We start from the raw sequence: 21,555 nt of genomic DNA, 5'->3' as shown, positions 1-21,555 counted from the left end.
CGATCCCCGCGAGTGCAAGGACACATCCTCATGACGGCCGCCTGCGACCCTTCGATCTGCGAGACGGAACCCATCGCAACGCCCGGCGCGATCCAGCCGCACGGCGCGCTGGTCACGGCGCAGGCCGACAGCGGCCTCGTCGCCCACGCCAGCGCCAACCTGGCCGAGATCCTCGGCCTGCCGGCGGCCGCGGCCCTGGGCCGTCCCATCTGCGACGTGATCGGGCACGTCAACGAGGTACTTCTGCGCGAGGCGCGCCGTCGCGGCTCCGAGACACTGGAGTCGATCGGATCGCTGCGCCGGGCGGACGGGCGGCTGCTGCATCTCCATGCCTTCCAGTCGGGCGACTACATGTGCCTCGACCTCGAGGCGGTGCGCGACGAAGACGACCGGCTGCCGCCGGGGCTCACCCAATCGGTGATCGAGACCTTCTCGGCCGCCGTGACGCAGGTCGAGCTGTGCGAGCTTGCGGTGCATGGGCTGCGGCAGGTGACGGGCTATGACCGGGTGATGGCCTATCGCTTCGGCCCGGACGGCCATGGCGAGGTCATCGCCGAGGACCTCAGGCCGGATCTCGAGCCCTACCTCGGCCTGCGCTACCCGGCCTCGGACATTCCGCAGATCGCGCGGGCCCTCTACCTGCGCCAGAGGGTGGGCTCGATCGCGGATTCGCACTACAAGCCGGTGCCGCTGCTGGGCCATCCCGGGATCGACGCTCTCGACCTGACGCACAGCGCCCTGCGCAGCGTCTCGCCGATCCACCTCGAATACATGCGGAACATGCACACGGCCGCCAGCCTGACCATCGGACTGGCCGATGGCGACAGGCTGTGGGGGATGCTGGTCTGCCACAACATGACCCCCCGGACCGCCGGCCCCGAGCGTCGGGCGGCGGCGGGCATGATCGGTCAGGTGGTCTCGCTGCTGCTGAGCCGGCTGGGCGAGGTCGAGAATGCCGCCGAGAAGCTGGCCCGGCAGGCGACGCTCTCGACGCTGGTCGATCGGCTGTCGATCGGGGACACGCTGGCCGCGGCGATCACCGCGGCCGATCCGCTGCTGCTCGAACTGGTCGGGGCCAGCGGGGCCGTCGTCCGACTGGAAGGGCAGGAACTGCATTTCGGGCGGATACCGCCCGCCGACGCGGTGCGCAGGGCCCTGGAGATCCTGGGCCCCACCCGGCCGCCAGAGATCCTGGCCATCGACGATGTCACCCTTCGCCATCCCGAACTGCCGGAACTGGCCGCGGCGGGAAGCGGCCTCCTCCTGCTCCCCCTGCCCTCGGGCGACGGAGACCTGATCGCCTGGTTCCGCCCCGAGCATGTGCAGACCATCACCTGGGGCGGCAATCCGGCCGAACATGGGACCTGGAACCCGCAAACCCGGCGGATGAGCCCGCGCGCCTCGTTCGACGCCTGGAAGGAGACGGTCACCGGCCGCTCGCTTCCCTGGACCTCGATCGAACTGGCCTGCGCCCATGACCTGGGCGAGGCCATCACCGCCGAGATGGCGCAGCGCACCCGGGCGGCGCTCGCGCGCCTGCGCCACTACGATCCGCTGACGGGCCTTGCGAACCGCAGCTTCCTTCAGGAATGTCTGGCCAACGCCACGCTGGCCGGCGGGCCGGATGTGGCCCTGCTCTTCATCGACCTCGACCGGTTCAAGGCGGTGAACGACTCCATGGGCCACGGCGTGGGCGACGGGCTGCTGATCGAAGTGGCGCACAGCCTCGTGGCGAGCGTGCGTCCCGAGGATCTGGTGGTCCGGCTGGGCGGCGACGAGTTCGTGGTTCTGTGCCACGGGCTGGACAGGGCCGCGGTGATGGGACTGGCCGAGCGGTTGCGGCAAGTGCTCGAGCGGCCCTTCGAGGTCACCGGCCGCAAGTGCCACATCTCGGCCAGCATCGGCATCGCGATGTCCGACAGCATCGGCGAGCTCGATCTGGTGCGGGCGGCCGACATCGCGATGTATGCGGCCAAGAAGAACGGCGGCAACCGGGGCGAGCTGTTCCGTCCCTCGCTCTACGAAGAGACGACGCAGCTTGTCGAGCTTGACAACGACCTGCGCAATGCGCTCGAGAACGGCCAGTTCCATCTGGCCTACCAGCCGATCTTCGCCCTGGCCCCCGGGACGGAGCGGCTGGTGGGCTTCGAGGCCCTGCTGCGCTGGGAGCATCCGCACTACGGCTCCCTTCAGCCCGGCGTCTTCATCCCGATGGCCGAAAAGCTGGGCCACATCCATGTGCTGGGCGACTGGGCGCTGCGCAACGCCCTCCGGCAGGTGCAGGCGTTCCGGTCGGCCGGCCCGGAGCTGGATCTGAAGATCAATGTGAACGTCTCGCCCCTGCAGCTGGCGAAGCCGGGGTTTGCCGCGCGTCTGACGGACATGCTGGGGCAGATGCCGGACCTGCCGTCCCACGCGCTCTGCCTCGAGATCACCGAGACCTGCCTGAGCGACGAGGCCGTCTCCGAGGCTCTGGGCGCGATCCGGGCGCTGGGGGTTCAGGTCGCCATCGACGACTTCGGCACGGGCTTCTCGTCGCTGGCCTGCTTGCGCCGCCTGCCCGCGGATATCGTGAAACTGGACCGCGCCTTCCTGAAGAATTCCAGCGCCGAGCCGCAGGACGACAGGTTCTTCGCGGCGGTCAACAGCCTCATCCACGCGGTGGATCTGAAGGTGGTGCAGGAGGGGGTCGAGACGCCCGCACAGATCGACTTCATTCGCGCCACGGGGGCCGATTTTGCCCAGGGCTTCCATCTCGCCCGCCCTCTCTCCATTCCGGCCGCCCTCGACCTGATCTCGGCCTCGCGTCCGGGCCGGCCGCGCCCGCCGGATCGGACGTGACCGCGCGGCCGCCATGCGCGCGCCCCGCGCGGCTGCGGAAGGCGGCTTCGGTGACACCTGCCCGGCCGGGCCTGCCTCGCTTCGGATCCCCGCCGCCTGATCCGTGACGACACGGGCCGGTCAGGCGGTTCCGCGACAGACGCGCGGGTGTCGGCCCGGAACCGCGCGCGCGGCGCCGGTGTCGGCCCGCGGTCCTGCGATCGTGCGCCGGTCCCAGAGGTCCCGGGCCAGCCGCCGCGCCTCGGCCAGATCGTAGGGCGCGGCTCCTGTGGCAAGCAGGCCCAGGGCGGCCGTATCGACGATCGCGGCGATCGCCGCAGGATCGCGGGACTGCCCGTTCCAGACCGCCCTGCAATGTTCCGCGCTGGTGAGGCCCGGAGGCGGCGAGGCGCACCGTTCGGCAAGGCGGGCGGGGGCCGAGAGCCATGACATCTCCGCCCGCTCGCTCAGGGCCAGGCCCATCAGGCGGTGCGGCGTGGCCTGCGCCACGTCGCGATGGCTGTCGATGCAGAGCAGCCGGTTCCAGCCCAGAAGTCCCGCCGCCTCGCGGTGCAGCGTGGCGAGCGACGCCCCCGGAAGCCCCATCACCGTCGCGGGCGCCGCCAGCGGATTCAGCAACTGCAGGGACAGGTTGACCGGCGAGCGCATCTGGAGCACGCGGTAGAGGTTCACCAGGGCCTGAAGCTGCGGCAGGATCGCCGGCAGGGGCAGGAACACGCATCCCGGACCCGAGAGGCGCGCCTCCGCCTCCGCGACCGAACCGGCGACCGGAATGCCGAGCGCCTCCAGCACCGGATCGAGCGGCGACAGTTGCGGTCCGAAGCCATGCAGCAGGACGCGGTGCCCCGCCTCTCCCAGCAGGCGCGCCGCGGGCAGGAACCAGGGCGTGCGCCGGTTGCGCGGCGACAGATAGGCAGGCCAGTCCAGATCCACGGGCCCCGCGTCCGTCAGGGGCCGCAGGTGCCGCCGCGCCGCACGGACGAGGCCCGCCAGTTCGTCCGGTGTGATGCCGCGATATTGCAGCGCCACCAGAAGGGCCCCGACCTGCACCGGATCGGCCTCGCCATCCAGCAGGATCGCGAAGGCATCCTCGGCTTCGGCCAGATCCAGCGGGCGCGCGCGGCTGCGGCCCGCCCCGACCATCGCCACGTGACGCGCCAGCCGGTGTTGCGGCGGATGGGCGGGGCCGATCTCGAACAGGCGACGCAGACGACCGCACTCGTCCGGCTGCCCGTCCAGCCGCGCCCCCCTCTCGAGGGCCAGCGGCGGATGGGGCGGGGGCGGATCCGCCGGGGCCGGCTCGCCCCGCATCAGCGCGTCCGCCTCGGCGGCCAGCCCCCGCACCCGCAACCGCAGCCGGCCCGCGAGGGCCGTCGGCACCATTCCGCGGCCGGACCGGACCAGCAACTCGTCGTCGAAGAGGCGTCGCAGCTGCGCCAGCATCCGGCTCGCGGCCGGAGGCGAGATCCCCAGCGCCTTGGCCGCCCCCGAGACGCTGCCTGTGGCCAGAAGCGCATCGAGCGCCACCAGAAGCCGCAGCCGCGCCAGCGGGGCCACGGGCAGAAGCGGCTCCGGCCGGCCATTCGACGCTCCGCACCCGTCGGGTTCCGCAAAGCTGAATTTGGAATCGTTCTCGAACATCGGCATTGCCCTGACCGGCCCACACATTAATGACAATTCTTGTCAGGAATTATGGGAGAGCGCAACGCCATGCAGGATGTGGGCGTCCGACAACTCAGGTCGAGGACTTCAGCGACGGCGATAGTGGGGGGGCTGGCGGCTGTTGCCATGGCCCTTCCCGCAGCCGCCACAGCGCAGGAAGCGATTGCGCTCGACCAGATCGTGGTGACGGCCGGCGGCTTCGAGCAGGCGCTGAAGGACGCCCCGGCCAGCGTTTCGGTCATCCAGGCCGAGGAACTGGAACGCGGCGCCTTCACCAACCTCGCCGACGCGCTGCGTGAGGTGCAGGGTGTGTCGGTCACCGGCGTTGCGAACGAGCGCGACATCTTCATCCGGGGGCTGCCCGGCGCCTATACGCTGATCCTTGTGGACGGCCGCCGCCAGAGCACGCGCGACGCGCGCCCGAACGGCAATTCCGGCTACGAGCAGAGCTTCATCCCGCCGCTTTCGGCCATCGACCGGATCGAGGTCGTGCGTGGGCCGATGTCCTCGCTCTACGGGTCGGACGCCATGGGCGGGGTAATCAACATCATCACCAAGCGCGCCGATCAGGAGTGGCGCGGCAGCGTCACCGCCGAGGTGACGGCCCAGGAGCATGACGACAGCGGCCACAGCGGGCAGCTCTCGTTCCACATCGGCGGCCCGCTGGTGCGGGACCGGCTGAGCCTGCAACTCTGGGGCCGCGTGCTGGACCGATCCGAGGACCGCATCCTGGCCGGCAACCAGGGCCGGGAAGAGAGCGATCTCGCCGCACGGCTGACCTACGCGCTGACGCCGGAGCATGACCTGTGGTTCGAGGCGGGGCGCACGGTCGTGCGGGGCATCACCTCGGCCGGGCGGGTGCTTGCCCCCACGGCCGAGGATGCCTATCGCGACTACAGCCGCGAGTCGGTGGCCGTCGGCCACAGCGGGCGCTGGGGCGATGCGCGGACCGAACTGTCGCTGCAGGTCGAGGAAGGCCAGCGCGAGACCTACGAGCGCGAGACCTACGAGCGCGAGGCCGGTGGCGCGTTCGTCCGGGACGATCGGGTGCCGCGGATCCGCAACACGGTCCTCGACGGCAAGCTGACGCTGCCCTTCTCGATGGGCGGCGATCACACGCTGGTGACGGGCTTCCAGCACCAGAACGCCCGCCTGACCGACCGCGGCAGCCGCGAGGAGGACCAGCGGCTGAGCGTGGACCAGTGGGCGCTCTTCGCGGAGGACGAATGGTGGCTGTCGGACCGCTTCGCCGTGACCGCGGGCGTCCGCTACAATCATCACGAGACCTATGGCAGCCATGTCACCCCGAGGCTCTATGCCGTCTTCCACGCGACCGAGGCGCTGACGCTGAAGGGCGGCTATTCCACCGGCTTCCGGGCGCCCGAGATCCGTCAGGTGGCGCCCGGCTACTACCTGCCGACCCAGCGGGGCGCGGGGCTGCTGGCCCCGAACCCGGATCTGGAGCCCGAGACCAGCGACAGCCTGGAACTGGCGGCCCTGTGGGACAATGGCCGCGGGCTGAGCCTTGGCGGCACGCTGTTCCACACCCGCTTCCGGGACAAGATCAGCAACTTCAACACCGGCCGTCTGATCGACCCCGACACCGGCTCGATCATCGACCCGCTGGGCGGGGCGGCCTGCGACGCCGCGGCGCTGGAGCCGTTTCCCGGCTATTCCTGCCTCTGGCAGAATTTCAACATCGACGACGCGGTGATCAAGGGCGTGGAACTGACCGCCGACTGGGAAGCGACGGAGAGCCTGTCCTTCCGGGCAAGCTACACCCACACCAGCTCCGAGCAGCGGACGGGCGATTTCGCGGGCTATCCGCTGGCCCGGACTCCGCGGCATCAGGCGTCGCTGCGGCTGGACTGGATGACGCCGATCGAGGGTCTGGAAGCCTGGACCGCGGCCAACTACCACGGCAGCGAGCTGGCCGCCGGCCCCCGCATCGGCACCAACGGCGCCCCCGTCGTGATCAACGGCGTCGAGGGCCGCAAATATGCCGCCTATGCCACGGTGGATGTCGGCGCCTCCTACCAGGTGAACGACCGGGTCAGCCTGAGCTCTGCCATCTACAACATCACCGACAAGCGCACCGACGAGGCGGACTACAACAGCGTGGGCGAGGGACGCCGGCTCTGGCTGGGCCTCACCACGCGGTTCTGAGCCTTTAGGCCCCGGCACAAGGGCTCGGTGAGCGCTTGATCATCCGGCGAATGAGGTTGCAAGTGCACTTTATCTCTGCGGAACAAGCGCTTGTCCTGCTGTCCACCATGGCCGGGAAGGGCGGCTGCACACGAACCACGCCCTTCCCGCAGCAGACCTCCACCGTCTCGCCATGCCTGGCCCGGCGTCGTCCGAGTCCTTCATTGCCGGCGTCTTGACCCCCGACACATCTCGGCATTGACCCTGTCAGGCGACCGAGAGGAGGATGACCGTTCAGCGATCGCTCTGCCGGTGGCGCACGACCGGCCGGTCCCTGGACACCAGCAGCTTGTCGATGCGGCGTCCGTCGAGGTCGACAACCTCGATCCGCCAGCCCTGCAGATGGAAGATGTCTCCGACCGCGGGAATACGGGCCAGCGCCTCCAGCACCAGGCCGGCGGCCGTGTCGTACTCCCGGCCGTCCGGCAGCCGCAGCGACAACAGATCCGCAAACTCATCCGCCGGCATCCAACCCGCCACCAGCATCGACCCATCCTCCCGAGTGACCACGACCGGCTCATCGGTGGTTTCCTCGTTGAAGGCGCCGGTGATGATCTCCAGCAGGTCGAGCGGTGTCACGATACCCTCGAACGCGCCGTATTCATCATAGACCAGAACCATGTGCGACGGTGTCGCGCGCAACCGCTCGATCACTTCCAGCGCGCCCTGGTGTTCGTGGACCACCGGCGCCTCCTGCACGAGGTCACGCAGGTCAAACCCGTCGCTCGCGGGCGCGGCGGCCACATCGCGGATCGAGACCACGCCGATGATGTCATCCGGGCCGCCGGCGCGGACCGGAAGGCGCGAGCGGCGCGAGCCGTTGAACAGCGCCATGGCCTCGGCACGGGTGGCGCCTGCGTTCAGCACGTCCACCTCATGGCGCGGCGTCATCAGGCCGCGGGCGGTCCGGTCGGCCATGCGCATCACACCCGAGATCATCCGGCTCTCGGCCGCGTGGATCGAGCCCGAGGCCTCGGCCTCCGAGATCAGAAGCCGGACCTCTTCGTCGGTCACGGCCTGCGTGCGCGCGCCGCCCTGACCCAGCAGCGCCAGCACCACCTTGCCCGACCGGTCGAGCAGCCAGACCAGGGGCGCGGCCACGGCCGCCACGGCCCGCATCAGCGGCGCCACGCGGCAGGCCACCTGTTCCGGCGACCGCAGCGCGATCTGCTTGGGCACCAGTTCGCCCACGATCAGCGACAGGTAGGTGATGGCCACCACCACGGCGCCTACGCCCACCGATTGCGCGAGGGTGGCGGGCATTCCCGCGGTTGCCAGCGCCCCGGCAAGCCGGGCACCGAGCGTTGCGCCGGAGAAGGCGCCGGACAGGACACCCACAAGGGTGATGCCGATCTGCACGCTGGACAGAAACCGGCCCGGATCCTCGGCCAGACGGATGGCGGTGGCTGCGCCCGGGGTCTCCTGGTCGGCGAGAACCTTGAGCCGCCCGGGACGCGCCGAGACGATGGCAAGCTCGGACATGGCCAGAAGGCCGTTGATCAGGGTCAGAAGGACCACGATCGCGATTTCAAGATACATCACTCAACCTCTTGGGGCAGCAGACGCACGTGGCGCGCCCGTTCAGGATCGGCAGGACACGCTCGACCAGCGCGGAGAAATCCGCACGCGCCAGAGATCTTTCGGCATCGAAGCGCGGCTGCCAGGGCCGCTGGCCGAGCATGAGTTGGCTGGAGAGACAGACAAGAGGAAGACCCAGGAGGCCAGAAGTTCCGGGCGGGGTCGGCAGCACGCTCGGCAGGGCAAAGATGAGCCGCGATGCCTCGGAGGCCCGTGCGTCCAGGATCCGGAGCAGATCTGCCACAGACACGCGGTCACGCGTGCCGTCCTGTGCAAACTCCTGCAGGATTCCCGACAGCCGCCGCCGTTCCTTCGGCGGCCGACTTCGTCGGTCGCCCGGATCCGAGGGGGACCCGCATTCGTCCTTGTCCGTGGACATGGCCGTTGTATCACCCTGCGTCAGTTTCCGCCCTTCCCTCGCCGTGGCTGGACCTTCCCGCAATCTGCCACATTCTGGGGCGGTCCGTGGTCCATATGTATCTGACGCGGCCTTTTTCGCAAGGTCGTGCCTTGCCTCCCCGGCACTGCGGCCCCGAACCGGCTGTTCCCCTCCAGTTGCACTTGAACCGAAGCTGCGCCCCAAGAACGCGCCGTCCGTAATCCGTGAGCGCGCCATCCGGGCCCACGCAGCGGTAGAGTGTGATCCCGAGTTCGGAGCGGAGATCCGTAACGGAAACAAAGGCTCGAAAATCCGTCTTCAGGATCAAGAGGAACATCCTGCTTCTGGAGTGAACCCCGCGGGCTGGACCACGGGGGCTGGAAGATCTGATACGCTGGGCGGGCCTTGCCAGGAGAAGGCCCATGACGTCACGAGGTCCCTACCGTCGACATTCGACGCCGTTCAAGTTTCAGCTCTGCCAGGATATCCGGGCTGGCATCATCGGGCGGCGCGATGCGCAGCGCAGCCATAACATCTCCGCGAACCTCATCCAGACCGGGCCGTCGGAACCGCGGTCCACCGTCCTGACCGCGGCCGAAGAGGCGGCGATCGTAGCGTTCCGGCGCCATACGCTGCTTCCGCTCGATGACTGCCTCTATGCCCTGCAGCCGTCGATCCCGCACCTGACCCGTTCGGCGCTGCACCGCTGTCTTCAGCGCCATGGCATCTCCCGGCTGCCGGATGTCGAGGGTGACAAGCCCCAGCGGCAGAAGTTCAAGCGCTACCCCATCGGCTTCTTTCACATCGATATCGCGGAGGTGCAGACCGACGAAGGGAAGCTCTACTGTTCGTCGGCATCGACCGGACGTCCAAGTTCGCCGTTGCTCAACTCGTTGCAACAGCTGACAGAAAGACTGCCTGGGAGTTCCTCCAGCACATGCTCGAGGTCGTGCCCTACCAGGTCCAACGGTTCTCACCGATCGAGCCATTGGAACGCCATTGGTCCGAGAGACAATGGCGAAGGGCATCCAGTTCGCCGAGCAGCCCCGCAACCGGAACACCATCTACTCCCGGCCAATGCGCGTCGACATGATCTGCGAGGCGAACGGGATCGAGCACAGACTAACCAAACCCAACCACCCGTGGAGTGAGGCGGGGCAGAAAACGATCCAGTGGATCGTTTTCCCGCCGAACGGCCAGGTCGAATGAACCGCACGATCAAGGACGCCACCGTCAAGCGCTTCCAGTACGAGAACCACGACCAGCTGCGAACACACCTCGCCGACTTCCTGGCAGCCTACAACTTCGCCCGCCGACTGGAAGACACCCGGCGGCCTCACGCCCTACGAATACATCTGCAAAATCTGGACATCAGACCCGGATCGATTTGGTCTGCCGCCAGAAAAGTGGTCCTCCCTGAGGTAGGCTTTCGGGCCCGAAGGAGGACGCAGGAATGGGACAGAAGAAGCATAGACCGGAGGAGATCGTCGCCAAGCTTCGGCAGGTCGACGTGTTGGTGTCGCAAGGCCGCTCGGTGGCCGAGGCGGTTCGGTCGATCGGCGTAACCCAGTTCACCTACTACCGCTGGCGCAAGGAGTTTGGCGGCCTGAAGACTGATCAGGTGAAGCGGCTGAAGGAGCTGGAGAAGGAGAACGAGCGGCTGCGGAAGGCTGTTTCGGATCTGACACTCGAGAAGCTGATCCTGAAGGAGGCCGCCTCGGGAACCGAAGGTCCGCGTCAGCGAAACTATTGAGCCCCGCCCGCCGGCGGGCCTGCATCGATCACGTCCGCCAGAAGCTCGGCGTGTCCGAACGGGTCGCCTGCCGCGTGCTGGGGCAGCATCGCTCGACGCAGCGTAAGGTGCCACAGGGCCGGCCCGACGAAGAGGCGCTGACGGCCGACATCGTCGCGCTGGCCAGCCAGTACGGCCGCTACGGCTATCGCCGGATCACCGCGCTGCTCCGCGAGGCGGGCTGGGCGGTGAACGTGAAGCGGGTCGAGCGGATCTGGCGAAGGGAGGGGCTGAAGGTCCCGCAAAAGCAGCCGAAGAAGGGGCGCCTGTGGCTGAACGACGGATCCTGCATCCGCCTGCGGCCCGAACGGCCCAACCATGTCTGGTCCTACGACTTCGTCGAAAGCCGGACCCACGATGGGAGAAAGTTCCACATGCTCAATGTCCTCGACGAGTTCACCCGCGAATGTCTGTCCATCCGCGTCTCCCGCAAGCTCAACTCGACCGACGTCATCGACGTGCTGTCCGAGGTGTTCATCCTCCGCGGTGTGCCCGGCCACATACGGTCCGACAACGGGCCGGAGTTCATCGCGACTGCGGTCAGAACCTGGATCGCCGCGGTCGGCGCCCGATGCGCCTTCATCGAGCCCGGCAGCCCCTGGGAGAACGGCTACTGCGAGAGCTTCAACTCGAAGCTCCGAGACGAGCTGTTGAACGGAGAGATCTTCTACAGCCTCGCCGAAGCCCGGATCGTGATCGAGTCCTGGCGCCAGCATTACAACACAAGGCGCCCGCATTCATCGCTCGGCTACCGTCCCCCGGCACCACGGGCGGTACAGTGGCCGGCTTCGCCACCCGCACCCGCTACGCCGGACACTCCGACCGTGGCGCAAGACCCGTCATGCACTAAGATTGAAACCGGACCACCCCATGGGGGCAGGCCAAGTACTGACAGGCTTGCCTTTCCTTGAAGCGGCAGTGGAAGCGATCATTGATCCTCCGTTCGATGTTGCCCGCGGGCGCATGGGGCGGGTAAGCAGTCCTCGCAATCCGCAGAACACGCCTAAGTTGTGCGGTAGATAACGGCGCAACTTTGGGATGCAGGTACGTGAGGATTTGATGGGCGGAGGTCTGCTGCTCGGAAGGGACCCCGTGTCTCGCAAGCGCGAGATTGCCGCAAGGACCTGCCTTCGTGGCCCAGCCCTCGAACGACCACGGCCAGATCCGCGCTCTGGCTACCGGGCGCTTCGTCAACGGCCAAACGGTGTTGCTTCTTGAACAAGTCACGGTCAAAAAACCGGCTTTGCTCGCGCGGTTGCCGCGTCTGGCCGATGCACGAACTGCGCCTGCCTTTACAGCGCTGGCCGGCAGGGGCGACTTGCGCTTTCGGCCTCGCGCCGTGAAGGTTGACCCGAAGACAACGGCGAGGGAGTTCGCATGGACCTCGACAATGTGTACCGCCTGCTGCGCGACCCGCTACTGGTGCTTACGTGCGACCTGACCGTCATCAGCACCAACCCGGCCTTTTACAGAACCTTCGCCACCGACCGCGACAGCACCTGAAGGACGGTCCCGAGCAGGGCCGATCGCGTCCGCCAACTTGCCGAGAAGCTGGCAGGCGAAGGGCGACATCTGCACTTCTGCTATGAGGCCGGTCCATGCGGCTGCGGCCTGCACCGGCAGCTCACTGAACTCGGGCATGACTGCATGGTCGTTGCCCCGTCCCTCATCCCGATGAAGGCGGGCATCCGCCCAGTTCCCTGCCACCTTGCCCCGAATGCCGCTCCGCCTACACCTACGAGGCGGATTCCCTGCTGACCTGCCCGGAGTGCGGGCATGAGTGGTCGGCAGAGGCCGCACCAGACTCGGGAGCGGAGGTCCGGGACAGCGTTGGAAACCTCCTTGCGGACGGCGATACAGTCAGTGTCATCAAGGACCTGAAGCTCAAAGGCTCGTCGCAGGTGATCAAGGTCGGCACCAAGGTGCGCGGGATCCGGCTCGTCGACAGCGACCACGGCATCGACTGCAGGATTCCGGGCGTCGGGCAGATCGGCCTCAAGTCTCAGTTCGTGAAGAAGGTCACTGACTGAGGCGATCGCGGTTTGCGGCGCTGACCCGCCGCGCGGCCGAAGCGCGCGACAGGCCGCACGGTCGGTCTCAGGCCCCGAGCGCCTGATGACGGCGGGGGATATCGGGCGGCTCCACGCATGTTGGACGCGCAACATCCGCACTCGATGACCGACACTGTCCGCCCCATCTGCTGGGGCGGGTTCCTCTGCGTCAGACTCTGTCAGGGCTTGTGGTCGCCGTCAGACACGGCGGTTTCCTGTCATTCAGCCGTGACATGGGCGTCTTAAGCCGTGTGCAACCCCCTGATGAGGTTTGCCATGAAGCATCTTCTTTTCGTCACCTCTGCCGTCCTTGCGCTGTCGTCCGCAGCCGTCGCGCAGGATCTGCCGCAAAGCGGCAACGACTGGTTCAAGGCCGGTCAGGCCACGGTTGCCGACCGTCTCGCCAACCAGCCGATCACCAACAGGGCGAAGAACGTGATCCTGTTCACGGCCGACGGCAACGGCGTCGGCACCAACTACGCCATCCGACTGTTCTCGGGCCAGAAGGCCGGGGGCCTTGGCGATGACTATGTCCAACCGCATGAGACCTTCCCGAACGTGGCGCTGGTCAAGACCTACTCCTCGAACGGCCAGACGCCGGATTCGGCCCCGACCGCCGCCGCGATGAACTCGGGCATCAAGACCAAGAACAGCATGATCAACATCCTGGACAGCGTTGCGGTCGGCGACTGTGCCGCCGGCGCGCAGGCCGGCACCCGCACCTTCGCCGAGATTGCCAGCGAGATGGGCAAGTCGGTCGGCGTCATCTCGACCGCGCGCATCACCCACGCGACCCCGGCCGCGGTCTATGCCCGCACCGTGAACCGCGACTGGGAGGACAACACCACGATTCCAGAAGGCTGCACCCAGAAGGACATTGCGAGCCAGCTGATCGATCAGATGAAGGCGGGTGTGATCGACATCGCGTTGGGTGGCGGTCGGGCGCACTTCCTGCCCGAGACGGTCACCGACGTGGAAGGCAAGGCGGGCAAGCGCACCGACGGTCGCGACCTCACCGAAGAGGCGAAGGCCGCGGGTGCGCAGGTCGTATTCGGTCAGGACGACTTCGCGGCACTGACGATGGGCGGCAACGCTCCGGTGCTTGGCCTCTTCGAGGCGAGCCACATGAAGTATGAGCACGACCGCACTGGCGAGCCCTCGCTGGCCGAGATGACTGAAGCCGCGATCAGGTCGCTCTCGCAGAACGAGAAGGGCTTCTACCTCAACATCGAGGCCGGCCGGGTGGACCACGCCAACCACGACGGCAACCTCTACCGCACCCTGACCGACGGCAAGGCCTTCGCCGATGCGATCGCCAAGGCCATGGAACTCACCCGCGCCGAGGACACGCTGATCATCGTCACCGCCGACCATGAACATGCGATCGCCTTCAACGGCTACTGCGGCCGCGGTTCCAGCATCCTCGGCCTCTGCATGGAAGAGAATGAGCAGGGCGTGGAGCACACCGGAAAGCCGGACCTCGGCGACGACGGCAAGCCCTACACCGTCGCGGGCTATCTGAACGGCGTGGGCTCGGTGCTGATCGAGCAGGCCGACAAAAGCTATTCCGGCAGCCGCCCCGACCTGACCGAGGACGAGGTCACCGACCCCGACTACGTGCAGCAGGCGCTGATCCCGCTTTCGTCGGAAACCCACTCGGGCGAGGACGTCGCCGTGTTCGCGCGGGGGCCGTGGGCGCACCTCTTCGGCGGCGTCATCGAGCAGAACGTGATCTTCCACGTCATGCACCACGCCATCTCCGCTCCGGCTTCCTGAGCGGGCGGCACGGGGCGGAGCCCGGCCCGGCCGGGATCCGCCCGCTGTCCTTTTCCTGCGGGTCACCTGATGAACCGACGCCAGCTGCTTGCCCTGTTGCCGCTTCCACTGCTCGCCACGCCGCTTCGCGCCGCGGAAGACCCCGTCCGCCTGCGCGACCTCTACAACAAGGACCTGAGCTTCTCGCCCCTCGCGATGTCCCGCGAAGGTCGACGCATGGCCGCCCGCGGCTTCATGGCGCCGCCGCTCCGGGCGAACTCGGCGTTCTTCGTGCTGACGAACCGCCCCATGGCCGTCTGCCCCTTCTGCGAGCCGGGCATGCCCTGGCCCGACGACATCCTTGCCGTCCGCGCAAGGCGCGTGGTGGACGTGGTTCCCTTCAACGTGCCGATCGTGGCCGAAGGCGTGCTGGAGCTTGGCGACCATGTCGACCCGGAGCTCGGCTTCTACTCCCGGGTCCGGCTGACCGATGCGACCTTCCGGCGGGTGTGACGGCATGAGGCGCGGCCTGCTGGTCGAAGAGGTCGAAGTGCATGGTCCGGACGGCCGGTGCCTGCTGTCGGTCGGGCGCCTCGCCATTCCTGCCGGGCAATCGGTGGCGGTCTGCGGGGCCTCGGGCGCAGGCAAGACGACGCTCCTGCACGTTCTTGCGGGCCTCGTACGCCCCACCGCCGGCCGCGTGGTCTGGGGCGGGCAGGACCTTGCCGCTTTGTCCGACGCCGGCCGGGCGGCCTTCCGGCGCGACGGTATCGGCATGATCTTTCAGGATCATCACCTGTTAGAGGAACTCTCGGCACTCGGCAATGCCGCCCTCGCCGCGGCGTTCGCCCCTCCGGCCACCCGCGAGGCGCTGCGCGCGCGGGCCGCCGCCTGGCTTGATCGCCTGGGCATCCCCGCGGCCGAGGCGCGGAACGTCTCGACCTTTTCGGGCGGCGAGCGGCAGCGGATCGCCGTGGCGCGGGCGCTGGCCGCGGACCCGAGGATCATCCTTGCCGACGAGCCGACGGCCAGCCTCGACAGGGGCGCCGCCGATTCCCTCTCCGACGCGCTGGCGGAACTGGTGGCGGACGGCGGCCGCAGCCTGATCGTCGTGACGCATGACCAGGGACTCGCCCGGCGCATGCACCGGGTCCTCACGCTCGCGGACGGCCGCATCATTGGAGACAGCGATGACTGACCTCTGGAACGCGCTGACGCCGGACGCGCAGGATGCCGCAATCGCGCTTGCGCTGATCGCGCCGGGCCTCATTGCCGGATGGACGGTTCTGCGCGGGCTGGCGCCGTTTCCGCTCGTCCGCGCCCTGCTGCTGCGTTTTCGCTGCGTCAACCTGCTGTTTGTGGCGCTGATCGCCGTCTCGGTCGGTCTCGGCGCGGCGCTCGTCGCGCAGGAGCGCGGGCTGCGGCAGGGTTCCGCCCGCGCGGCCGAGAAGTTCGACCTCATCGTCGCCGCTCCGGGAAGCGAACTGACCGCCATGCTTGCGAGCGTCTTCCTCCAGCCCTCCGACATGGCTCTGCTCTCGGGCGCGCAGTTTGCAGAGATTGCCGGCACCGAGGGCGTGGCCTTCGCCGCGCCGATCGCCTTCGGCGACAGCATCGACGGCGCGCCGGTCGTCGGCACAACCGCCGAATTCGTCACCCATCTCGCCGGGCCGCTCGTCGAGGGCCGGCTGTTTGCCACCGCGTCCGAGGCCGTGGCCGGGGCTTTTGCACCGGTTGGCCCGGGCGACGCCTTCACCCCGGCTCACGGCGCGCATGAGAGCGACGACCACGAGGAAGAAGGGGCCGATCACGGCGACGGTCATCACGACGGTTTCGCCTATATCGTCACCGGCCGTATGGCCCCCACCGGCAGCCCCTGGGACCGCGCGGTTCTCGTGCCGGTCGAGGGCGTGTGGGAGGTGCATGGCCTGGCCAACGGCCACCCGCCCGATGAGACGCGGATCGGACCGCCGTTCGATCCGTCGCTCATGCCCGGCACACCGGCCATATTGGTGCAGGCGACGGACCTCTGGGGCAACTACGCGCTGAAGTCGCGCTTCACGCGACCCGACATGATGGCCTTCTTTCCAGGAACGGTGCTGTCCCAGATGCACGAGGTGATGCGCGACCTGCGCACCGCAATGTCGGTGCTGGCCACCCTGACGCAGGTTCTGGTGACGCTTTCAGTGCTGACCGCCCTCCTTATCCTCGTCAGGCTGATCGCCCGGAGCCTCGCGCTTCTGCGCGCGCTGGGGGCGCCGGCGCGCTTTGTCCTCGCCACCGTCTGGACCTACACGGCGGCTCTGGTCGCGTCCGGTGCGGTGGCGGGTCTGGCCATCGGCTGGGGCACCGCCGGGGCGCTTGCGGCCTATCTCACGGACCGGACCGACGTCCTGGTGAGCGCCCGCATCGGCTGGAGCGAGATCCACCTGACGGCCGGCTTCCTCGGCCTGACGCTGGTGCTGGCCCTGCTGCCCGCCTGGCGGGCGGTCGGCCGCAGCATCGTTCCCGACCTCCGCGCATGAACTTCGTGAACGTCGTGCAATGCCAGGGTCACAGGAATAACTCTGCGCTGCCCGCAATGATGATGGCGCTCCTTCACGGATCCGGCGGGGTTGTGAAATCCTGCCCGAAGATCGACATAATCCAGTCGTCATGGAAATTCTCCCCGCTCCGGGCGCGACCGTAGTACTTACGCGGCCATTTTCAGCTTCATGGCAGGGCCCTTCGCGTCAACCGCGCCTTGCACCAGACCTTGTAGGGGTGACGCGCCTATGGCTCTCTCCCGATCCCGGGGATGCCGGCAACTTCCTTCGCCAGGAACTCCACCATGAGCCGGATGCGCGCGATCTGTGCCCGCTCCGGGACAATGAGCAGGCTCAAGGGGATCGACGGGAGCGCATGATCCGGCAGGATCGATTCCAGCTGCCCGTCGGCCAGCAGATCGTCCACAAGCCACAGATGGGCGGGGCCGAGGCCTCGCCCTGCCCGGTAGGCCTCGCGGGCGGCGAGGCCGTGATCGACGCGCAGGCGCCCGCCAAAGGGAACGACGTGGGTCGCGCCATCAGGCCCCGCAAGGGTCAGCCTCTCGCTTCCAGTGATGTTGAACATGCGGATGCCCTCATGCCGCTCGAGGTCGGCCGGCGTTTCCGGGCGGCCCCGACGCTCGAGATAGCTGGGGGAGGCCACGAGAATGCGCCGGCTTCTCCCGAGGGGGCGCAGCTTCAATCGGCTGTCGGCCAGGGTTCCCAGGCGAATGGCCAGATCCACGCCCTCGCGCACCAGATCGATCCGCTCGTCGGTCAGGCCAAGATCCACCTCGATGTCCGGGTGCCGGTCCTGAAACTCGTGGATCAGCCGACCGATGTGGCGCACGCCGAGGGCGGCCGTGCAGGAAACTCGCACGAGGCCCGAGGAGGCGGCGCCTGCGCGGCGGGCCTCGTCGCCGGCTTCCTCGATGAGGCGCAGGATCTGAACGGCGTGCAGGTAATAGCGGTGGCCCTCCTCGGTCAGGGTCACGCGTCGTGTCGTACGGCTGAGGAGGGCGACGCCCACCGCCCGTTCCAGCTCGTTCAGGTGGCGGGTGACGCTGGACTGACCGATCCGCATGTCGCGGGCGACGGCCGAGAGCGATCCGCGCTCCGCCACCCGCACAAACGTGCGCATGCGGTCGAGCGTGACCTCCGATCCATCCATCTTACGGCACAATCCTATCCATTCATCCTGCATACCGCGGAAATACGCCAGCGCCTAGTTTCGCCGGGCAGATGTCCAGGAGGTTGCCCCCATGAACGTGCTCATCGTCTATGCCCATCCCGAATCCCGGTCGCTCAGCGCCGCCCTACGCGATGTGGCCATCGCGGAACTGACAGCCGAGGGTCATTCGGTCGAGTTGTCAGACCTGCATGCCATGGGCTGGAAGGCCGTGGTGGATCGCGCCGATTTTCCCGCGCTCGGCCCCGGCACGCGGCTGCGGGTCCCGTCCGCCTCGGGGCAGGCGGTCGCGACCGCCACGCTGACGGATGATGTGGCGGCCGAGCAGGAGAAGATGCGCCGGGCCGACTTGCTGATCCTTCAGTTTCCGCTCTGGTGGTTCGCCATGCCCGCGATCCTGAAAGGGTGGGTCGACCGCGTCTATGCCCATGGCTTCGCCTATGGGGTGGGCGAGCACAGCGATCGCCGCTGGGGTAACCGATATGGCGAGGGCACCTTCGTCGGGAAGCGGGCGATGCTGATCGTAACCGCCGGAGGATGGGAGCCGCACTATTCGGCGCGAGGCATCAACGGTCCGATCGAGGATCTGCTGTTTCCGATCCATCACGGAATCCTGCACTATCCGGGATACGATGTGCTTCCTCCCTTCGTCGTCTATCGCGCGGATCGGCTGGACCAGGTCGGTTTCGACCATGTGGCCGAGGGCCTGCGCCAGCGGATGCGCACGCTCGACAGCCTCCGGCCGATCCCCTTCCGCTGTCAGAACGGCGGGGACTACCTGATCCCGGAGCTCGAGCTCCGCGCCGAGCTCGGGGCACCGGGCGCGACCGGCTTCGCCCTGCACCTCAAGACCGAAGATGGTAGAGATCCCAGCGATCGCGACCCGTCGAGGTGATCCGCGCCTGCGGTCGTGCCGCCCGTTTTCTTCATATATGCTGCGGTTGGGCCGGCCGCAGCGGTTTTGCCGCCGCATGCGTGCCGGTCAGCCCATGCGTCCTGCGGCTGACCGATATGAGTGCCTCGGGATCCCGCTTGCCAAGCAACAGGTGCGTGACGTTCTGGGCTCAGTCAGCCAGATGACGCAGCAAGAGCTCCGCTGCGGCATCGGGTCGTTCCATCAGCGAAAGATGCGGCCCCTCGAGCCAGGCAAGCGTGGCAGCTGCGATGCCTGCGGCGAGTGTGGTCGAGGCTGCCGGATCCACCATCTGGTCGCACCGGTTCCCGATCACGAGCGTCGGAGCCCGGATCAGGCTCAGGTCTTGGGAGACATCGACCCTTAGATCCAACTCCGCCTGACGCGCGAAACCTTCCCAGTTGCCGCCCGACACCATGTCGGAGACGATCGCCTCCATGTCGGCAATTCCGGCCAGGAAGGTGTGGCTGAAACCCGTTAGCATCATGAGCCGCGCGAGGGCGGCAGGATCTCTCCGGGCCAGGTCCGCCCAGAGCCCGAACTGCAGACGCGAGCGCGGGTCGGCTCCATTGATGAACCCGCCGATCAGCACGAGCCTGTCGACTCTCCCGGGATAGAGGGCGGCGAGCCGGACCGCGACGGCAGAGCCGAGCGAGAAGCCCGCGAGATCAAAACTGTCGAGCCCAGCATGGTCCGCGGCGGCGATCACCTGCTTCACCAGATGATCGAGGGTCAGGACTTCGGTGGGATCCTCAGTGAGCCCGGATCCGGCATAGTCCGGCCGCAGCAGGCGCCGGCCCGACAGATGCGTCAGAAGGCCGATGCCTGCTGATCGCTCCCGCGAAGGACCCGGCCGGGTGTGATCATCCACGCCAACCTTACGGGATCCTGACACCGACCCACGGCATGAAAGAACCCGGCCGGCGGGGACACCGGCGGGGCAGGTACGGGCCGAAGGGACAGGTGGCCCGTCACCGGTCTGGCGGATCAGGCGACATCACCCGGTTCGGCGGGGCGCTTGAGGCCCGTGACCATCGACCGCGCCAGGTTCTCGCGGTGGCGGATCGAGGCCAGCGCCACGCCGCCGAGATGCAGCACGACCAAGGCCAGCATCAGGTTGGCCAGCGCCTCGTGAACCTCCTCGACGGCACCTTCGCCATGACCTTCGCCGTGTTCGCGCTCATCCGCAAAGGCGGGCGCGACAATCGCCGGCAGAAGGGCCGCGCGCTCGGGCTCGGCCATCAGCCAGCCGGTCCAGGCGGTGCCGGCCATCGACAGCAGCAGCGCCACGATCATCGCGGCCCCCGCCGGGTTGTGGCCGATGAAGCGCCGCTCGCGCCCCGTCGCCATGTCGCGCAGGTAGGCCAGCACAGCGCCCGGTCCGCGGACGAACTGCGCGAACCGGGCATAGTGCGAGCCCATCAGGCCCCAGATCACCCGCGGGGCCACCAGAGCGGCCGCGGCATAGCCCGGCCATTCGTGCGCGCCCTGCGCCTCCTCGGCCGTGAGCCAGGCCAGCGCGAAGCAGGCGGCGAGGCCCCAGTGGAAGACACGCACGACGGGATCCCAGACACGGATCATACTCACTCACTCCTTTCGCTGTTCAGGACGGTCGCGGCCGTGCCGCCCGTCCTCGTGGTCCGTCTCGATCTCGATGACGGCAAGAGAGGCCGGATCGAGCGTGATCTCGACCTCCACCCCGTCACGGTCCCAGCCCTTGATCTCGTAGCAGCCGTCGTCGACCTTCAGGCGCCGGATCGTCCAGCCTTCAGTCGCGGCCAGCGCCTCGACCGCGGCGCGGGGCTGCCAGTCGGCCATCGGCATGTTGCAGTCGTCGTCGGCCCGCGCTGCCCCGGCCACAACCAGCATCGCCATCGTCAGCAGTCCCGGCCTCATCCTGATCGCCTCCATGGGATCGTTGCTCCGTTTTCCCCCGCGCGCCTTACGGCCACCTGACAGGCGGCAGGAAAAGCTGTCAGCCTACCGTCAGGCAAGCGGCCGAGAGTGACGGCGGGCGGCAACAGAGAGTGACATGCGTATCCTGCTGGTTGAGGACGACGAGGTTCTGGGCAATGCGGTGGCGGACCACGTCGCCGACGAGGGGCATACGATCGACCGCGCGCGGCGGCTGTCAGAGGCCGCCGACGCGCTCGCTGTCGCGACCTACGACCTGATCCTGCTGGATCTCATGCTGCCCGACGGGCTGGGCATCCCGTTCCTGCGGGGGCGGCGCGCAAGGGGCGATACGACGCCGGTCATCATCCTGACCGCGCTCGACCAGATCACCGAGCGGATCGACGGGCTGAACGCAGGCGCCGACGATTATCTCGTGAAGCCCTTCGACCTGAGCGAGCTTTCCGCGCGCATCGGGTCCGTCGCCCGTCGCTATTCGGGCAATCCCAACCCGCTCCTGCGCATCGGCCCGTTCGAGATTGACCTCGCTGCCCGCAGCATCCGCCGAAACGGCAGGGCAATCCCGCTTACCGCCCGCGAGTGGGTGCTGTTCGAGGCTTTCCTCGCGCGGCCGAACCAGGTGCTTTCGAAGGCGCAGCTGGAAGAGCGGCTCTGGTCCTTCGACGTCGAGATCGAGAGCAACGCAATCGAGGTCTATGTCAGCCGCCTCCGCCGCAAGCTCGACCATGCGGTGATCGAGACCGTGCGCGGC

At 68.0% G+C, this 21,555-nt stretch carries 17 protein-coding genes and 3 pseudogenes; 13 read left to right on the top strand and 7 right to left on the bottom strand.

The features are described 5' to 3' along the window. Window positions 1-30 precede the first annotated feature (30 nt). Window positions 31-2,841 (top strand): bifunctional diguanylate cyclase/phosphodiesterase, encoded by a 2,811-nt coding sequence (locus FG154_RS16725; protein WP_145110360.1) that lies wholly within the window; start codon window positions 31-33, stop codon window positions 2,839-2,841. A 120-nt stretch (window positions 2,842-2,961) separates the two neighbouring features. On the opposite strand, the gene FG154_RS16720 is transcribed toward FG154_RS16725, so the two are convergent. Next, window positions 2,962-4,482, bottom strand: coding sequence for a glycosyl transferase family protein (locus FG154_RS16720; RefSeq protein WP_145110357.1), 1,521 nt, complete (start codon window positions 4,480-4,482; stop codon window positions 2,962-2,964). 147 nt (window positions 4,483-4,629) lie between these two features. Between FG154_RS16720 and FG154_RS16715 the strand changes: the two genes are divergently transcribed. Beyond that, a complete protein-coding gene (locus tag FG154_RS16715) occupies window positions 4,630-6,669 on the top strand; it encodes a TonB-dependent receptor domain-containing protein (protein ID WP_246100364.1) in 2,040 nt (679 codons plus the stop codon). Between the two features lie 273 nt (window positions 6,670-6,942). Here the strand turns inward: FG154_RS16715 and FG154_RS16710 are convergent, their stop codons facing one another. Next, window positions 6,943-8,247, bottom strand: coding sequence for a hemolysin family protein (locus FG154_RS16710; protein WP_145110352.1), 1,305 nt, complete (start codon window positions 8,245-8,247; stop codon window positions 6,943-6,945). After that, a complete protein-coding gene (locus tag FG154_RS16705; RefSeq protein ID WP_145110349.1) occupies window positions 8,237-8,665 on the bottom strand; it encodes an exopolysaccharide biosynthesis protein in 429 nt (142 codons plus the stop codon). Before FG154_RS16705 ends, FG154_RS16710 begins: the two co-directional genes overlap by 11 nt. 497 nt (window positions 8,666-9,162) lie before the next feature. Here FG154_RS16705 and FG154_RS16695 point away from each other — a divergent pair. The 9 genes and pseudogenes from FG154_RS16695 to FG154_RS16655 all read left to right on the top strand — a co-directional run bounded on the left by FG154_RS16695 (window position 9,163) and on the right by FG154_RS16655 (window position 16,788). Next, window positions 9,163-10,090: pseudogene (locus tag FG154_RS16695) on the top strand (transposase family protein). Window positions 10,091-10,118: 28 nt separating this feature from the next. Beyond that, a pseudogene (locus tag FG154_RS16690) lies at window positions 10,119-11,368 on the top strand (IS3 family transposase). Between the two features lie 466 nt (window positions 11,369-11,834). Next, a complete protein-coding gene (locus FG154_RS21750) occupies window positions 11,835-11,960 on the top strand; it encodes a hypothetical protein (RefSeq protein ID WP_268876979.1) in 126 nt (41 codons plus the stop codon). A gap of 45 nt (window positions 11,961-12,005) precedes the next feature. Then, window positions 12,006-12,149 (top strand): annotated as a pseudogene (locus tag FG154_RS21515) (IS110 family transposase); the annotation flags it as partial. Between the two features lie 8 nt (window positions 12,150-12,157). Further along, window positions 12,158-12,487, top strand: coding sequence for a zinc ribbon domain-containing protein YjdM (locus FG154_RS16675; RefSeq protein WP_145110346.1), 330 nt, complete (start codon window positions 12,158-12,160; stop codon window positions 12,485-12,487). Window positions 12,488-12,784: 297 nt separating this feature from the next. Beyond that, window positions 12,785-14,284 carry an alkaline phosphatase gene (locus tag FG154_RS16670; RefSeq protein WP_145110343.1) on the top strand — a complete coding sequence of 500 codons (1,500 nt, stop codon included), beginning with the start codon at window positions 12,785-12,787 and terminating at the stop codon, window positions 14,282-14,284. 69 nt (window positions 14,285-14,353) lie between these two features. After that, on the top strand, window positions 14,354-14,776 hold the full coding sequence (locus tag FG154_RS16665) for a hypothetical protein (protein ID WP_101342223.1): 423 nt from the start codon (window positions 14,354-14,356) through the stop codon (window positions 14,774-14,776). A gap of 4 nt (window positions 14,777-14,780) precedes the next feature. Beyond that, entirely contained in the window at window positions 14,781-15,461 is a 681-nt protein-coding gene (locus FG154_RS16660) for an ABC transporter ATP-binding protein (RefSeq protein WP_145110340.1), read from the top strand. Further along, a complete protein-coding gene (locus tag FG154_RS16655; RefSeq protein WP_101342225.1) occupies window positions 15,454-16,788 on the top strand; it encodes an FtsX-like permease family protein in 1,335 nt (444 codons plus the stop codon). The genes FG154_RS16660 and FG154_RS16655 overlap by 8 nt, the downstream gene beginning before the upstream one ends. A gap of 247 nt (window positions 16,789-17,035) precedes the next feature. On the opposite strand, the gene FG154_RS16650 is transcribed toward FG154_RS16655, so the two are convergent. Beyond that, window positions 17,036-17,959: a LysR family transcriptional regulator gene (locus tag FG154_RS16650; RefSeq protein ID WP_145110337.1), complete on the bottom strand. Its 924-nt coding sequence runs from the start codon at window positions 17,957-17,959 to the stop codon at window positions 17,036-17,038. 91 nt (window positions 17,960-18,050) lie between these two features. On the opposite strand from FG154_RS16650, the gene FG154_RS16645 reads away from it, so the two are divergent. Then, window positions 18,051-18,872, top strand: a complete 822-nt coding sequence (locus tag FG154_RS16645; RefSeq protein ID WP_145110334.1) for an NAD(P)H-dependent oxidoreductase — start codon at window positions 18,051-18,053, stop codon at window positions 18,870-18,872. Window positions 18,873-19,041: 169 nt separating this feature from the next. On the opposite strand, the gene FG154_RS16640 is transcribed toward FG154_RS16645, so the two are convergent. The 3 genes from FG154_RS16640 to FG154_RS16630 all read right to left on the bottom strand — a co-directional run bounded on the left by FG154_RS16640 (window position 19,042) and on the right by FG154_RS16630 (window position 20,786). After that, the gene (locus tag FG154_RS16640) at window positions 19,042-19,761 is read right to left on the bottom strand and encodes an alpha/beta fold hydrolase (protein WP_246100362.1); all 720 of its coding nucleotides are present in this window, start codon (window positions 19,759-19,761) and stop codon (window positions 19,042-19,044) included. A 116-nt stretch (window positions 19,762-19,877) separates the two neighbouring features. After that, complete coding sequence (locus FG154_RS16635; RefSeq protein ID WP_145110328.1) at window positions 19,878-20,471, bottom strand: cytochrome b/b6 domain-containing protein; 594 nt, start codon at window positions 20,469-20,471, stop codon at window positions 19,878-19,880. 6 nt (window positions 20,472-20,477) lie between these two features. Then, window positions 20,478-20,786 (bottom strand): PepSY domain-containing protein, encoded by a 309-nt coding sequence (locus FG154_RS16630; protein WP_145110325.1) that lies wholly within the window; start codon window positions 20,784-20,786, stop codon window positions 20,478-20,480. Between the two features lie 136 nt (window positions 20,787-20,922). Here FG154_RS16630 and FG154_RS16625 point away from each other — a divergent pair. Further along, window positions 20,923-21,555 (top strand): response regulator transcription factor (locus tag FG154_RS16625; RefSeq protein ID WP_145110322.1); only part of this gene is annotated, 633 nt, incomplete at its 3' end.

This window comes from Cereibacter sediminicola (assembly GCF_007668225.1).
GTDB classification, from domain to species: domain Bacteria; phylum Pseudomonadota; class Alphaproteobacteria; order Rhodobacterales; family Rhodobacteraceae; genus Cereibacter_A; species Cereibacter_A azotoformans.
This window is presented reverse-complemented; position numbering and strand designations above follow the sequence as displayed.